At 70.2% G+C, this 13,739-nt stretch carries 12 protein-coding genes; 3 read left to right on the top strand and 9 right to left on the bottom strand.

The window, feature by feature from the left end; translation table 11 throughout:
• Positions 1-102: 102 nt before the first annotated feature.
• The 4 genes from ACIPV2_RS04125 to prmC form a co-directional block, all read right to left on the bottom strand.
• The gene (locus tag ACIPV2_RS04125; RefSeq protein ID WP_400838771.1) at positions 103-612 is read right to left on the bottom strand and encodes a hypothetical protein; all 510 of its coding nucleotides are present in this window, start codon (positions 610-612) and stop codon (positions 103-105) included.
• Positions 609-1,826, bottom strand: coding sequence for an MraY family glycosyltransferase (locus ACIPV2_RS04120; RefSeq protein ID WP_400838769.1), 1,218 nt, complete (start codon positions 1,824-1,826; stop codon positions 609-611). Before ACIPV2_RS04120 ends, ACIPV2_RS04125 begins: the two co-directional genes overlap by 4 nt.
• Positions 1,823-2,554 carry an L-threonylcarbamoyladenylate synthase gene (locus ACIPV2_RS04115; protein ID WP_400838767.1) on the bottom strand — a complete coding sequence of 244 codons (732 nt, stop codon included), beginning with the start codon at positions 2,552-2,554 and terminating at the stop codon, positions 1,823-1,825. Before ACIPV2_RS04115 ends, ACIPV2_RS04120 begins: the two co-directional genes overlap by 4 nt.
• A gap of 68 nt (positions 2,555-2,622) precedes the next feature.
• Positions 2,623-3,480 (bottom strand): peptide chain release factor N(5)-glutamine methyltransferase, encoded by an 858-nt coding sequence (gene prmC / locus ACIPV2_RS04110; protein ID WP_400838765.1) that lies wholly within the window; start codon positions 3,478-3,480, stop codon positions 2,623-2,625.
• A gap of 115 nt (positions 3,481-3,595) precedes the next feature.
• Here prmC and cysK point away from each other — a divergent pair, with 115 nt between their 5' ends.
• A complete protein-coding gene (cysK, locus tag ACIPV2_RS04105) occupies positions 3,596-4,534 on the top strand; it encodes a cysteine synthase A (RefSeq protein ID WP_400838763.1) in 939 nt (312 codons plus the stop codon).
• Positions 4,535-4,548: 14 nt separating this feature from the next.
• On the top strand, positions 4,549-5,112 hold the full coding sequence (gene epsC / locus ACIPV2_RS04100) for a serine O-acetyltransferase EpsC (protein WP_400839910.1): 564 nt from the start codon (positions 4,549-4,551) through the stop codon (positions 5,110-5,112).
• A gap of 9 nt (positions 5,113-5,121) precedes the next feature.
• Here the strand turns inward: epsC and prfA are convergent, their stop codons facing one another.
• The 5 genes from prfA to lysA form a co-directional block, all read right to left on the bottom strand.
• Positions 5,122-6,198: a peptide chain release factor 1 gene (gene prfA, locus ACIPV2_RS04095; RefSeq protein WP_101187084.1), complete on the bottom strand. Its 1,077-nt coding sequence runs from the start codon at positions 6,196-6,198 to the stop codon at positions 5,122-5,124.
• A gap of 24 nt (positions 6,199-6,222) precedes the next feature.
• The gene (gene rho, locus ACIPV2_RS04090) at positions 6,223-8,358 is read right to left on the bottom strand and encodes a transcription termination factor Rho (RefSeq protein ID WP_400838761.1); all 2,136 of its coding nucleotides are present in this window, start codon (positions 8,356-8,358) and stop codon (positions 6,223-6,225) included.
• Positions 8,359-8,524: 166 nt separating this feature from the next.
• Complete coding sequence (gene thrB / locus ACIPV2_RS04085) at positions 8,525-9,433, bottom strand: homoserine kinase (RefSeq protein ID WP_101187437.1); 909 nt, start codon at positions 9,431-9,433, stop codon at positions 8,525-8,527.
• Between the two features lie 77 nt (positions 9,434-9,510).
• Positions 9,511-10,827 (bottom strand): homoserine dehydrogenase, encoded by a 1,317-nt coding sequence (locus tag ACIPV2_RS04080; RefSeq protein WP_400838759.1) that lies wholly within the window; start codon positions 10,825-10,827, stop codon positions 9,511-9,513.
• Positions 10,828-10,885: 58 nt separating this feature from the next.
• A complete protein-coding gene (gene lysA, locus ACIPV2_RS04075; RefSeq protein WP_400838757.1) occupies positions 10,886-12,277 on the bottom strand; it encodes a diaminopimelate decarboxylase in 1,392 nt (463 codons plus the stop codon).
• Between the two features lie 121 nt (positions 12,278-12,398).
• Between lysA and ACIPV2_RS04070 the strand changes: the two genes are divergently transcribed.
• Complete coding sequence (locus ACIPV2_RS04070; RefSeq protein ID WP_400838755.1) at positions 12,399-13,451, top strand: YihY/virulence factor BrkB family protein; 1,053 nt, start codon at positions 12,399-12,401, stop codon at positions 13,449-13,451.
• The last annotated feature ends 288 nt before the right edge of the window (positions 13,452-13,739 follow it).

Below are 13,739 nucleotides of genomic sequence, written 5' to 3'. Positions count from 1 at the left end.
CCAGCTTCGGGTCACCGGACGGAACCGGGGCGACGAGGGACGGTGTGCATCAGCGCAAGCGCTCGCGAGACGAGCGGCGGGCACGGATCAACACTACCAGATTCAGCGGTCGTCCTCGGTCGCGCCGCGCGTGTCCCGGCCGTCCGCGTCGGCCTCGTCCTCGGGGTTGACGGTCGGAAGATCGATGTCGCTCACGTGCGGCAGGCGCATGCGCACGAGCACGATGGCGTCGACCACCAACGACAGGAGCACTCCGGCGACGATGGAGAGGAAGAAGACCACTGGCGAGATCCACGGCTGGCCGCTGAGCACGATCATGAGGACGAGGAACAGACCGAGCTTGACGAGCCAGCCGCCCAGCACGATCGCGAAGAACAGCTGCACGTAGATCGGGTCGCCGAACCAGCGGTTCGCGAACAGGATGCTTCCCGCCGTGATACCGAGGAAGAGGAAGGCGAGCAGCACGCCGATCAGGCCGCTCCACAGCCCGTCCGTGGCGTCGACGGCGTATCCGATGCCTCCCGCCACGAGCGCGAGCACCAGGGCGGCACCCGCCGACCACGTCAGCGTGCGGCGCAGGATGGGGGTGCTGGAGACGGGGCTCGGGTTCATCGGGGCTCCATGTGCTCAGGGTCGGGCGGGGTCGGGTCGGACGTGGTCGCGTGGGAGTCGGCTGCTGCGGCTCTGCGCTCAGCGGCCCTGCGTCGGACGCTGAGCGGGGTGCGCGTGATGATCAGGCAGGCGACGATGCCCACGACGCCGAACCCGACCGCGGCGAGGTACCCGCCCGGCCAGTCCTGCCGGCCGGCGATGTACATCAGCAGCACCGTCAGCGAGATGACTGCGGTCCAGGCGTAGAAGATCAGCACGGCGTCGCGGTGCCGGTGGCCGAGATCCAGCATCCGGTGGTGCAGGTGCTTGCGGTCCGGCGAGAACGGCGACCTGCCCGCGCGCATCCGGCGCGAGACGGCGAGGCCGAAGTCGAGGAGCGGAAGCATGACGATCACGAGCGGCAGGACGATGGGGATGAACGCGCCGAGCAGCTGCGAGCGGCCGAAGCGCTCCGGGTCGAAGGCGTTGACGTCGCCCTGCGTGGTGAGCGCGATCGTCGATGTCGCCATCAGCAGGCCCAGCACGAGGGCCCCGGAGTCGCCCATGAAGAGCTTCGCCGGGCTCCAGTTCAAGGGCAGGAAGCCGAGGCAGGCGCCGATGAGGACGGCGGCGAGGAACGTGGCGAGGTTGAAGTAGCTGGTCGCGCCAGAGTCGCGCGTGAGGATGTAGGCGTAGACGAAGAACACGCCGTTGGCGATGAGGCAGACGCCGGCGACCAGTCCGTCGAGCCCGTCGATGAAGTTGACGGCGTTCATCACCACGACGATCGCGAACATCGTGATCGAGATGCTCACCCAGCTGGACACGAGGATCATGTCGCCCACCGGCAGCGACAGGATCTGGAGGCCTCCCCCGACCGAGATGATGCCTGCGGCGAGGAACTGCGCGGCGAGCTTGATCATCCAGTCCAGATCGATCAGGTCGTCGATCACGCCCACCACCGCGATCAGAAGCGCCGCGGCGAGGATCGCCCAGAGGGTGTTCGGCGGCGACCACATGCGCTCGAAGAACGGGTTGGCAGCGGAGATGAGAACCGCGCTGGCGATGCCGACGAACATGGCGACCCCGCCGAGGCGCGGGGTCGGGGTCTTGTGCACATCACGTTCACGGATGCCGGGGTACAGCTTGAACCGCAGGCTCAGCCGCCACACCGCCCACGACAGCGCGAAGGTGATCGCCGCCGTGAGGATGATCGTGAACAGATACTGCTTCACTCTTCGTCGACCGGGCTCTCATCGACCGGACTCTCCCCGACCTCGCCCGGCTGCTCCTCCGGCTCGAGGAGGTCCCCGAGCACCTCCGACAGCTGCTCCCTGGTCACCGCTCCCGCACGCAGGATGCGCACCATCGGGGCCTCCCCCTCGGGGCTCGCGACGAGGGAGGTGGCATCGACGATGGTCGAGGGCACGCCGGTCTCGCTGTAGCCCTCCTCCAGGTAGACGGCGACACTGTCGCCGAGCATGGTCTGAGCGTCCGAAGCGATGATCGCGGCGTCTCGGCCGCTGAGGTTCGCGCTCGACACGGCGAGCGGGCCCGTCTCGGCCAGCAGCTCGAGTGCGATGCGACGGTCGGGCATCCGCACGGCGACGGTGCCCTTGGTCTCGCCCAGATCCCACGTCAGCGACGGCTGAGCGGGCAGCACGATCGTGAGGCCGCCGGGCCAGAAGGCGTCCACGAGCTTCTGCACCGGCGCGGGAACCGTCTCGACGAGCGCGGTGAGCATGTCCTGCCCGGCGACGAGCACGGGCGGCGGCATGTCGCGGCCGCGTCCCTTCGCGTCGAGCAGGCGCTGCACAGCAGCGGGCGAGAACGCGTCGGCGGCGATGCCGTACACGGTGTCGGTGGGCAGCACGACGAGCTCGCCGCGGGCGATCGCCTGGCGGGCATGGCGCATGCCGGCGAGGATCTGGGCGTCGTCGCGGCAATCGAAGACAGTTGACATGGCGCTCCTAGTCTACGTCGGTGATCGCCGTGCCCCCGGGCGCGTGAGCGCACCCCGCTCGGCTCTCGTCAGGCCCGCAGCGCCGTCGTCGCGCGATCACGACGGGTGAGGTCCTGATGCGTCGCGGCCGCACGCCATCCGTCTGCGGTGAGGATGTCGCGGATGGCCGCCCCCTGCAGCTCGCCGTGCTCGAGCACGAGCAGTCCGCCGCCGTGCAGCAGCTCCTGCGCACGCGCGCTGATCACGCGCACGACATCGAGGCCGTCCGCTCCGCCGTACAGCGCCTGTGCCGGGTCGTGCAGCCGCACCTCCGGGTCGCGCGGGATCGCATCATCGGGCACATACGGCGGGTTCGAGATGACCACGTCGACCGTGCCGCGCAGCTCATCGAACGCGGTGGCGAGATCGCCGAGGACCAGGGTGAGGTTGTCCACGCCGCGCACGTTGCGCTCCGCCCAGGCGTGAGCATCGGTGGAGCGCTCGACGGCGTGCACCCTGGCGTGCGGCACCTCCGTGGCCATCGCCAGGGCGATGGCGCCGCTGCCCGTGCCGAGGTCGACGGCGATCGGCGGCGCAGCCGCGCTCTCCAGGAGCGCGTCGATCGCGAACTGCACGACCGTCTCGGTCTCCGGGCGCGGCACGAAGACGCCGGGCCCGACAGTCAGCTCGAGGTGGCGGAATGCCGCGCGGCCGGTGAGGTGCTGCAGGGGCTCGCGCGCAGCGCGCCGGTCGACGAGGGGCGTCAGCCGCTCGGCATCCGCATCGGCCATCTCATCGCCGCGCACGAGTGCGGCCTGCAGCTCACCGCGGCCGAGCCGGAGCACGTGGCCGATGAGCAGCTCGGCGTCCACCAGCGGGTCCGGAACACCCGCATCGGCGAGGCGCTGCGCGATGGCGCGCAGCTGCGCCGAGATCGGAAGGGGCATCCTCTCAGCGTAGGCGGTGCGGCGGCCGGTCACATTCCGTCATCAGCCGGAGCCCGCCCCGTAGGCTGATCTCGCTGACTCCGCTCACGAGAACTCCGCTCACGAAAGGTCTGCCATGACCGGCATCCACAACGACATCACCAGCACCTTCGGCAACACTCCCCTGGTACGGCTGAATCATCTGACCGAGGGACTGGACGCGACCGTTCTCGTCAAGCTCGAGTCGTTCAACCCGGCCTCGAGCGTGAAGGACCGCATCGGGATCGCGATCGTCGACGCTGCGGAGGCGTCCGGAGAGCTGAAGCCTGGCGGCACCATCGTCGAGGCGACCAGCGGCAACACCGGCATCGCCCTGGCGATGGTCGGCGCTGCGCGCGGCTACAAGGTGATCCTCACCATGCCGGCCTCCATGTCGAAGGAGCGCCGCGTGCTGCTGAAGGCGTTCGGCGCCGAGCTCGTGCTGACCGATCCGACGCTGGGCATGAAGGGCGCGATCGAGAAGCTGCAGGAGATCATCGAGTCCACGCCCGGTGCTGTCTGGGCCCGCCAGTTCGAGAACTCCGCGAACCCGCAGATTCATCGCGAGACGACCGCGCAGGAGATCCTCCGCGACACCGACGGACAGGTCGACATCTTCGTCGCGGGCGTCGGCACCGGCGGCACGATCACCGGTGTCGGTCAGGCGCTCAAGGCCGTCAAGCCCGAGGTCCACGTCGTGGCCGTCGAGCCGACCGACTCGCCCCTGCTCTCGGAGGGACGCACGGGACCTGCGAAGATCCAGGGCATCGGGCCGAACTTCGTGCCCGCGATCCTCGACCGCGACGTGATCGACGAGATCGTCACCGCAGGTTTCGAGGAGTCGCTCGAGACCTCACGGGCGCTCGCCGCGAAGGAGGGCATCCTCGTGGGCATCTCCGCCGGGGCCGCCGTCGCCCAGGCGCTGAAGATCGCGGCCCGCCCCGAGAGCAAGGGCAAGCAGATCGTGGTCATCGGCTGCGACACCGGTGAGCGCTACCTCTCCACCGCCCTGTTCGAAGACCTGCGCGAGGACTGACCGTCTCTGTGAGCATGCTCTCCCGGGTCCGCGAAGACATCGCGGCCGCCCGTCACCGCGACCCCGCTGCCCGCAGCGGGGTCGAGGTGGCTCTGCTCTACCCCGGCCTCCACGCCGTATGGGGCCATCGAGTGTGGCATGCGCTGTGGCAGCGCCGACTGCGCTTCGTCGCGAGGATGGGTTCGCAGATCACACGCTGGGTCACCGGCATCGAGATCCATCCTGGGGCGCGCATCGGCCGGCGCTTCTTCATCGATCACGGCACCGGCGTCGTCATCGGCGAGACCGCCGAGATCGGCGATGACGTGATGCTCTACCACGGCGTCACCCTCGGCGGCCGCACCCGCGATCACGGCAAGCGGCACCCCACGCTCGAGGACGGCGTGTCGGTGGGTGCGGGTGCGAAGATCCTCGGTCCGGTGCGCGTCGGCGCGCGCTCGGTCGTCGGCGCGAACGCCGTGGTCACCAAGGACGCGCCGGCCGACAGCGTCCTGGTGGGAGTTCCGGCCAAGCCGCGTCGGCGCAGCGATTCGGTCGACTCGCGCGCGCTGCTGACCGCTCCCGACTACGTGATCTGAGGCCGCGGCTCACTCGCCGCCGAGGGCGGCGAGCCTGGCTTCTTCGTCGGCGTGGATGGCCGACTCGATGATCGGCTCGAGCGCGCCGTCCATCACCTGGTCGAGGTTGTACGACTTGTACCCGGTGCGGTGATCCGCGATGCGGTTCTCCGGGAAGTTGTAGGTGCGGATGCGCTCCGAGCGGTCCATGCCGCGGATCTGCGAGCGGCGGGCGTCGGATGCCGCGGCATCCAGCTCCTCCTGCTGCTTGGCGAGCAGCCGGGCGCGCAGCACGCGCATGGCTGCCTCACGGTTCTGCAGCTGCGACTTCTCGTTCTGCATCGACACGACGATCCCGGTCGGCACGTGCGTGATCCGCACCGCCGAGTCGGTGGTGTTCACCGACTGGCCGCCGGGGCCCGAGGAGCGGTAGACGTCGATCTTCAGATCGTTCGCGTCGATCTGGATCTCCTCCGGCTCGTCGACCTCGGGGAAGACGAGCACACCCGTGGTGGACGTGTGGATGCGCCCCTGCGACTCGGTGGCGGGCACGCGCTGCACGCGGTGCACGCCGCCCTCGTACTTCAGGTGCGCCCAGACGCCCTGCGACGGGTCGGATGAGGAGCCCTTGATCGCGACCTGCACATCCTTGTAGCCGCCGAGGTCCGACTCGTTGCGCTCCAGCAGCTCGGTCTTCCAGCCCTTGGATGCCGCGTACTGCACGTACATGCGCAGCAGGTCGGCGGCGAACAGCGCGGACTCAGCGCCGCCCTCCCCCGCCTTGATCTCCATGATCACGTCGCGCGCATCGTCGGGGTCGCGAGGGATCAGCAGGCGCCGCAGCTTCTCCTGCGCCACCCGCAGCCCCTCTTCGAGCCCAGGGATCTCGTCCGCGAACGCGTCGTCCTCCCTGGCCAGCTCACGCGCCGCGTCCAGGTCGTCGGCCGCCGTCGTCCACGCCTCGTGGGCGGCCACGATGCGGTTCAGCTCGGCGTAGCGCCGGTTGACCCTTTTGGCGCGGGCGGCGTCGGCGTGCACCGCCGGGTCGGAGAGCTCCTCCTGCACCCGGCGATGCTCGTCGATGAGAGCCTGGACCGATTCGAACACGCCTCTGCTCCGCTCAGCGGTGGATCAGCGGATGCTGTTCTCGTGGGCGTGCGAGCCGCCGTTCGCGGTCGGCGCGGGCACCGACTTCTGCATCTGGAACAGGAACTCCACGTTCGAGCCGGTCTCCTTGAGCTTGCCCAGAACGACCTCGAGCGCCTGCTGCGGGTCGAGGCCCGCGAGGGCACGACGCAGCTTCCAGGTGATCTTGACCTCGTCGGCCGAGAGCAGCATCTCCTCGCGGCGCGTGCTCGACGCGTTGACGTCGACGGCCGGGAAGATGCGCTTGTCGGCGAGCTGGCGCGACAGGCGCAGCTCGCTGTTGCCGGTGCCCTTGAACTCCTCGAAGATGACCTCGTCCATCTTCGAGCCGGTCTCGACGAGAGCGGTCGCGAGAATGGTGAGCGAGCCGCCGTTCTCGATGTTGCGCGCGGCGCCGAAGAAGCGCTTCGGCGGGTACAGCGCCGCAGCGTCGACGCCGCCGGTGAGCACACGACCCGACGCGGGAGTCGAGATGTTGTACGCACGGCCGAGGCGCGTGATCGAGTCGAGCAGCACGACCACGTCGCGACCGAGCTCGACGAGGCGCTTGGCGCGCTCGATCGCGAGCTCGGCGACCGTGGTGTGGTCTTCAGCGGGGCGGTCGAAGGTCGAGGCGATGACCTCGCCCTTCACCGTGCGCTGCATGTCGGTGACCTCTTCCGGACGCTCGTCGACCAGCACGACCATCAGGTGGGCCTCGGGGTTGTTCTGCGCGATGGCGTTGGCGATCTGCTGCAGCACGATCGTCTTGCCCGCCTTGGGCGGCGCGACGATCAGGCCGCGCTGTCCCTTGCCGATGGGGGCGACCAGGTCGATGATCCGCTGGGTGAGCTTCTCGGGCGCGGTCTCGAGGCGCAGTCGCTCCTGCGGATACAGCGGCGTCAGGTTGCCGAACTCGACGCGGTTCGCCGCGTCGTCGGGCGACAGACCGTTGATCGAGTCGACCTTCACCAGTGCGTTGTACTTCTGACGGCCCTGCTGCTCGCCCTCGCGGGGCTGCTTGATGGCGCCGACGACGGCGTCGCCCTTGCGCAGGTTGTACTTCTTGACCTGACCGAGCGAGACGTACACATCGCTGGGTCCTGCCAGGTAGCCGGTGGTGCGCACGAAGGCGTAGTTGTCGAGCACGTCGAGGATGCCGGCGACGGGGATGAGCACGTCATCCTCGCCGATCTCGGTCTCGAACTCGTCGGCGGTGGTGTTGCCGCCGCCACGGCGCTTGCTGTTGCGCTGACGGCCACGGCCGGAGCCGCTCTCCTCGTCGGAGTCGCTGTGGCCACCGCTGCTCTGCGCGCCGCCGTTCTGGCCGCCGCTGTTCTTGTCGCTGCCGTTCTGGCCGCTGCCGTTCTTGTCGCTGCCGTTCTTGTCGCCGCGTCCGCGGCTGCGGTTGCGACTGCGGCTGCGGCTGCGGCCGGAGCCCTCACCCTCGCCGTCGTTGTCGCCACTCTGCTCGCCGGCTGTCGCAGCCTGCTCGCTCGGAGCGGACTCGGCCGGCGCCTCGGCAGGAGCAGCTTCGGCCTCCGCGGCCTTCGCGCCGCGACGGCCGCGGGCAGGACGCTTGGCGGGCTCGGCCGAGGCACCCCCCTGCTGCTCGTCGCCGGCGTCAGCCGACGGGCTCGCTGCCTCGGACGGCTGGGAGGCCTCGGACGCACCCTGGTCCGGCGTCGCCTCGGCGGGAGCGTCGCTCTTCTTCGCCCGCGTGGGGCGCTTGCGGGCGGGCTTGGCCGTCGCCTCGGCGCTGTCGGTCTTCTCCGCTGACGCGGAGTCAGCCGGCTGGGCATCCGCCGACGCCGACTGGGTCGGGGCTTCCGCGGCCGGCAGGTCGAGCGTCTCGGCGTCGGCCTTCTTGGCGCGCGTGCGGCGCGGCGCCTTGGCCTTCGGCTGCTCCTCCGCCGGAGCGGAGTCCGCCGCGGGAGCGGACTGGGCTGCGGGGGCGGTCGCCGCCGGAGCGGAATCGGCCGCGGGAGCGGTCGCCGTGTCAGCGGCGTTCGCCTCGGCTGCCGCCGCGGCGGAGGCGGTCGTGGCGCGACGCGGTGCGCGCTTGCGCGCGGGCGCCGGAGTCTCGGCCGTCACCGACTCGGTGGTCGGGGTGTCGTTCTGGGTCTCGGAGAGGTTCTCCACGAGTACTCCCTCATATGTCGTGGGAAGACGAGCAGTCCGATGTGCACGCAGCAGATGCCGCGGGTATCACACGCGCCGACGCAGAGCGTCTGCCAGCCAGTACCTGGATGTTCCTGGGGATCGCGTGCGGACTTCGCAGAATTGCGATAGGGCGAGAATCACGAAGTTACGTGGTGCCCTCCGCTCGTTCCCTTACTGTACCACCCTGGACATCGACCGCGAGCATGTGGGCCTGCCACGGAGTGTCCGTCACCGCATCGGCGAGCTGGACTGCGCGCTGCCGGGCTCCCGGCCCGTCTGCCAGTACGAGAACGCTGGGACCTGCGCCAGACACGACCGCCGCGAAGCCCTCTGCGCGCAGCGCCTGGACCAGGCGCAGCGTCTCCGGCATCGCAGGGCCGCGATAGTCCTGGTGCAGCCGGTCATCGGTCGCGTCGAGCAGTAGCTCCGGGCTCTGCGTGAGAGCGGCGATCAGCAGGGCCGAACGCGAGACGTTGAAGACGGCGTCCTCGCGGGAGACCTGCGGCGGCTGCAGCGAGCGGGCGAGCGAGGTCGACATCGTGAAGCCGGGCACGAACACGAGCGGCGCGACACCACGGTGCACGAGCAGCTTCTTGTGCTGGGGCCCGCGCTCCCCCGTCCATGCGATCGTCAGACCACCGAACAGCGCCGGTGCGACGTTGTCGGGATGCCCCTCGAGCTCCGTCGCCAGACGCAGCAGCGCCTCGTCGTCGAGATCGACGTCTCCGGCCAGCAGACCCTTCGCGATCAGGATGCCCGCGGTCACCGCCGCGCCGGACGAGCCGAGGCCGCGCCCGTGCGGCACGCCGTTCTCGGCGTGCAGGTGCAGACCGGGCATCCGGCGGCCGACATCGGCGTACACATGCGCGATCGAGCGGACGACGAGGTTGCTCGCATCGGTGGGGATCTCCGCCGCACCCGACCCGGTCACCCCGATCACGAGGCGGTCGTCGTCGAAGGACGACGCCGTCAGCGTGTCGTACACGCTGAGCGCGAGACCGAGGGTGTCGAATCCAGGGCCGAGGTTCGCGCTGGTCGCGGGAACGGTGACCATGACGGTGCGGATCGCTCCGTCGACGAGCGGCGTCTCGGAGGTGACCGGCTCAGCCGGCACGAGGGTTACCCCCACGCTCACTCCCCCTCGACGCGCAGCACCGACACGAGCCGCTCGACGACGTCGCTCGCCGTCAACCGGTCGACCGCGGCGCTGAGGGCGCTGTCCGTCGCGCGGTGCGTGCCGATGATCAGCCGTGCGCTCTCGCGCTCGTTGCCGTCGGCGGCGGGGATCACGGTCTGCACCAGCGTGGCGACCGAGACGCCTCCGTCGCTGAGCAGGCCGGCGATCGTGGCGAGGACGCCCGCCTCATCCGACACCTCGAGGGTGATCTGGTAGCGGGTCAGCACGTGGCCGATCGAGACGATCGGCAGGTTGGCGCGCGTCGACTCGCCGACTCCCGTGCCGCCGGCGATGTGACGACGTGCCGCCGAGACGACGTCGCCGAGCACGGCCGACGCCGTCTGCACGCCGCCTGCTCCGGCGCCGTAGAACATGAGCGAACCGGCGGCCTCCGCCTCGACGAAGACGGCGTTGTTCGCCCCGTGCACGGCGCCGAGCGGGTGATCGCGCGGCACGAGAGCGGGGTACACCCGCACCGAGATCGACTCGGGTCCGCCGGTGCCGAGACGCTCGCACACAGCCAGCAGCTTGATGACGAACCCGGCCTCGCGGGCCTCCTCGATCATGTCGGCGGTGATCGTCGTGATGCCCTCGCGGTGCACGGCGTCGAGCGGCACGGCGGTGTGGAAGGCGAGGGATGCCAGGATCGCCGCCTTCTGTGCGGCGTCGTACCCCTCGACGTCGGCGGTGGGGTCCGCTTCGGCGTAGCCCAGGCGCTGCGCATCGGCGAGCACGTCGGCGAAGTCGGCGCCCTCGCCGTCCATGCGGTCGAGGATGTAGTTGGTCGTTCCGTTGACGATGCCCATGATGCGCACCACGCGATCGCCGGCGAGCGAGTCGCGCAGCGGCCGGATGATCGGGATCGCACCGGCTGCGGCGGCCTCGTAGTACACCGAGGCGCCCACCCGCTCGGCGGCTTCGTAGATCTCCGGCCCGTGCGTCGCGAGCAGCGCCTTGTTGGCCGTGACCACATCCGCACCGGAGCCGAGGCCCAGCAGGATGTGCGAGCGGGCGGGCTCGATGCCGCCCATCAGCTCGATGACGATGTCGGATCCGGTGATCAGGGTCTCGGCGTCTGTGGTGAACAGCTCGCGAGGCAGGTCGACGTCGCGCGGGGCGTCGACGTCGCGCACGGCGATGCCGGCGAGCTCCAGGCGGGCTCCGGCCCGGTCAGCGAGCTCGTCGCCGTGGCGCAGCAGCAGGGACGCCACCTGGGAGCCCACGGCTCCGGCTCCCAGCAGCGCCACACGAAGTCGTCGGTAGTCAGTCATCTGCGCTCCTCAGCACGGTCGGGTCAGGACATCGGGTCTGGCCGCGGACGGCCGTGGCTCACTGCGGGATGCCCGCGTCGCGTGCGAGCAGATCGGCGAACGACTCGCCGCGCACGATCACGCGCGACTCTCCGCCGGACACGGCGACGATGGGCGGCCGTGGCACGTGGTTGTAGTTGCTCGACAGGGGTGCGCAGTACGCGCCGGTGGCGGGAACGGCGAGCAGGTCGCCTGGGGTGGCATCACCCGGCAGGTACTCGTGGTCGACCACGATGTCGCCCGACTCGCAGTGCTTGCCCACGACCCGCACGAGCATCGGCTCGCCGGTTCCCACCCGCGAGGCGAGGCGAGCCGAGTACTGCGCGCCGTAGAGAGCGGGGCGCGGGTTGTCGCTCATGCCGCCGTCCACGCTGATGTAGCGCCGGGTGGTCGTCTCGAGCGCGACGTCCTTGGTCGTCCCGATCTCGTAGAGGGTCACGCCCGCGTTGCCGACGATCGCCCGACCCGGCTCGAACGACAGCGCGGGCATCGGGATGCCGCGAGCCGCGCAGCCCTCGGCCACGGCCGCGACGATGCCATCGGCGAGGTCGTCGATCGGCGTCGGGTCATCCACTCGCGTGTAGGCGATGCCGAACCCGCCGCCGAGGTTGAGCTGCGGGATGTCGCCGCCCTCGAGCAGCTGCTGGTGCAGGTCGAGCAGGCGGGAGGCCGACTCGCGGAACCCGGCGACACCGAAGATCTGCGAGCCGATATGGCAGTGCAGGCCGGCGAACACGAGTCCGTCGACCTCGCGGATCCGTGCGACGGCCGCGGGAGCCTGACCCAGCGCGAAGCCGAACTTCTGATCCTCGTGCGCGGTCGCGAGGAAGTCGTGGGTCTCGGCGTGCACCCCGCTGTTGACGCGAAGCATGACACGCTGGGAGGCGCCGGTGCGCGAGACGATCGCGGCGAGGCGCTCGATCTCGATGACGCTGTCGATGATGATGGTGCCGACACCGGCATCCACCGCCCGCTCGAGCTCGGCGACCGACTTGTTGTTGCCGTGGAAGCCGAGCCGGCTGGCATCCGCTCCTCCGGCCAGAGCCACCTCGAGCTCGCCTCCGGTGCAGACGTCGACGTTCAGGCCCTCCTCGAGCACCCAGCGCACGATCGACGTGTTCAGCAGGGCCTTGCCCGCGTAGTAGATGCGGGCCGTCGTGCCGTGGACGGCAGCCGCACGATCGAAGGCGGAGCGCAGCGCGGCGGCACGGCGGCGCACCTCCGTCTCGTCGATCACCTGCAGGGGCGTGCCGTAGGTGCGGACCAGCTCGCCGACGCCGACGCCGGCGATGCGCAGCTCGCCGCCGGCATCGCGCTCCGCGGAGAGCGGCCACACCCCCTCGACCAGGTCGTTGGCGTCGTCGGGGACGACCAGCCATCCGGGGGCGGGAGGGGAATCAGGGGAATGCACGCAGCGCCAATCGGGTCACGGTTCTGACGGGTTCGCCGTGGAGACGAGGTCGACCCTGATTCTAGGACACCACCGAGTCAAGCCCCGTTCACATTCCGGCGCACTGAATAGTGTGGTGAAGATGGAGAGGCCGACGAGTTCTGACCCCGCTTCGACCCCCGAGCAGAAGGGATGGCTGGCGCGGACATCCGCGAACGTGATCCGCCGGATGCTGCGGCTGCGCATCGTGCGCGCGGCGCTGCTGTACGTCGGCAGACGCGGCCCGATGCTCGCCGACGCCGTGACGTACCGGGCGCTGTTCAGCGTGTTCGCCGCCGTGCTGCTCGGCTTCTCGGCCGCGGCGCTGTGGCTCTCCCAGGATGCCGCCGCGTGGACTGCCGTCGTCTCAGCGGTGGACTCCGCGGTGCCGGGGCTCATCGCGACGGGTGACGACAAGGGCATCGTCGATCTCGATGACATCAACGCGCCGGGCGGGCTGTCGATTGCGGGAGTGATCTCGCTGATCGGTCTCATCGGCTCCGCCCTCGGGGCGATCGGCTCGATGCGCAACGCCGTGCGCACGATCGCCGGGACGGACTCCGCGGACGTCGTCTGGTACCTGGTTCTGCTGCGCAGCGCCCTTCTCGCGCTGATCATCGGCGGCACGTTCGTCGCGGCTGCAGGTCTCACCTTCGCCGGCGAGCTGATCGTGGGCTGGTTCGCCGGGATGCTGGGCGTGGCGAGCGACGCACCCGCGGTCTTCTGGACGGTGCGTCTGCTGTCGCTGGTCATCGTCTTCGCTCTCGACGCCGTGCTCATCGCCGCGGTGTACCGGATGCTGTCGGGCGTGCGCGCAGCGCGAGGCACGCTGTGGGGCGGTGCTGCACTGGGTGCCGTGGGCCTGGTGGTTCTTCAGGAGCTGTCGGGGCTGTTCGTCGGCGGGGCGAGGACGAACCCGCTGCTCGCCTCGTTCGCCTCGTTGCTGGCGCTGCTGCTGTGGCTGAACCTCTCGTCGCAGGTCATCCTGCTGGCGAGCGCGCTGATCACGATCTCGCACCGCGAGCAGAGCGATCGCGTGGCGGAGCGCTTCGGCGCCGAGACGCTGCCGGAGTTCGCGCTTCGCCAGGCAGAGGACGACGTGCGAGCCGCCACCGCCAACCTGCGCGCCGCGCAGAAGGCAGCCGCCCCCGATTGACCGGTCCCTGGGTTCAGGACTTCATGGACCCCTGAGCCCACACCTGGGTCCCTGAGCCTGCCGAAGGGCCTCCCCACCTGGGCACATGCGCTTCATGGGTCACTGAGCCTGCCGAAGGGCCCGCCCCGACCTTGGGCCCCTGAGCCTGCCGAAGGGCCGCCACACCTGGGCACATCCGCTTCATGGGTCCCTGAGCCTGCCGAAGGGCCCGCCCCGACCTTGGGCCCCTGAGCCTGCCGAAGGGCCGCCACACCTGGGCACATCCGCTTCATGGGTCCCTGAGCCTGC

It is taken from the genome of Microbacterium sp. NPDC089987 (assembly GCF_044748505.1).
Lineage (GTDB): Bacteria > Actinomycetota > Actinomycetes > Actinomycetales > Microbacteriaceae > Microbacterium.
This window is presented reverse-complemented; position numbering and strand designations above follow the sequence as displayed.

Excerpts from the sequence above, each read along its gene's own strand:
- ACIPV2_RS04125 (WP_400838771.1), bottom strand. The coding sequence starts at position 612 with ATGAACCCGAGCCCCGTCTCCAGCACCCCCATCCTGCGCCGCACGCTG.
- ACIPV2_RS04115 (WP_400838767.1), bottom strand. The coding sequence starts at position 2,554 with ATGTCAACTGTCTTCGATTGCCGCGACGACGCCCAGATCCTCGCCGGC.
- prmC (WP_400838765.1), bottom strand. The coding sequence starts at position 3,480 with ATGCCCCTTCCGATCTCGGCGCAGCTGCGCGCCATCGCGCAGCGCCTC.
- cysK (WP_400838763.1), top strand. The coding sequence starts at position 3,596 with ATGACCGGCATCCACAACGACATCACCAGCACCTTCGGCAACACTCCC.
- epsC (WP_400839910.1), top strand. The coding sequence starts at position 4,549 with ATGCTCTCCCGGGTCCGCGAAGACATCGCGGCCGCCCGTCACCGCGAC.
- thrB (WP_101187437.1), bottom strand. The coding sequence starts at position 9,433 with ATGGTCACCGTTCCCGCGACCAGCGCGAACCTCGGCCCTGGATTCGAC.
- ACIPV2_RS04080 (WP_400838759.1), bottom strand. The coding sequence starts at position 10,827 with ATGACTGACTACCGACGACTTCGTGTGGCGCTGCTGGGAGCCGGAGCC.
- ACIPV2_RS04070 (WP_400838755.1), top strand. The coding sequence starts at position 12,399 with ATGGAGAGGCCGACGAGTTCTGACCCCGCTTCGACCCCCGAGCAGAAG.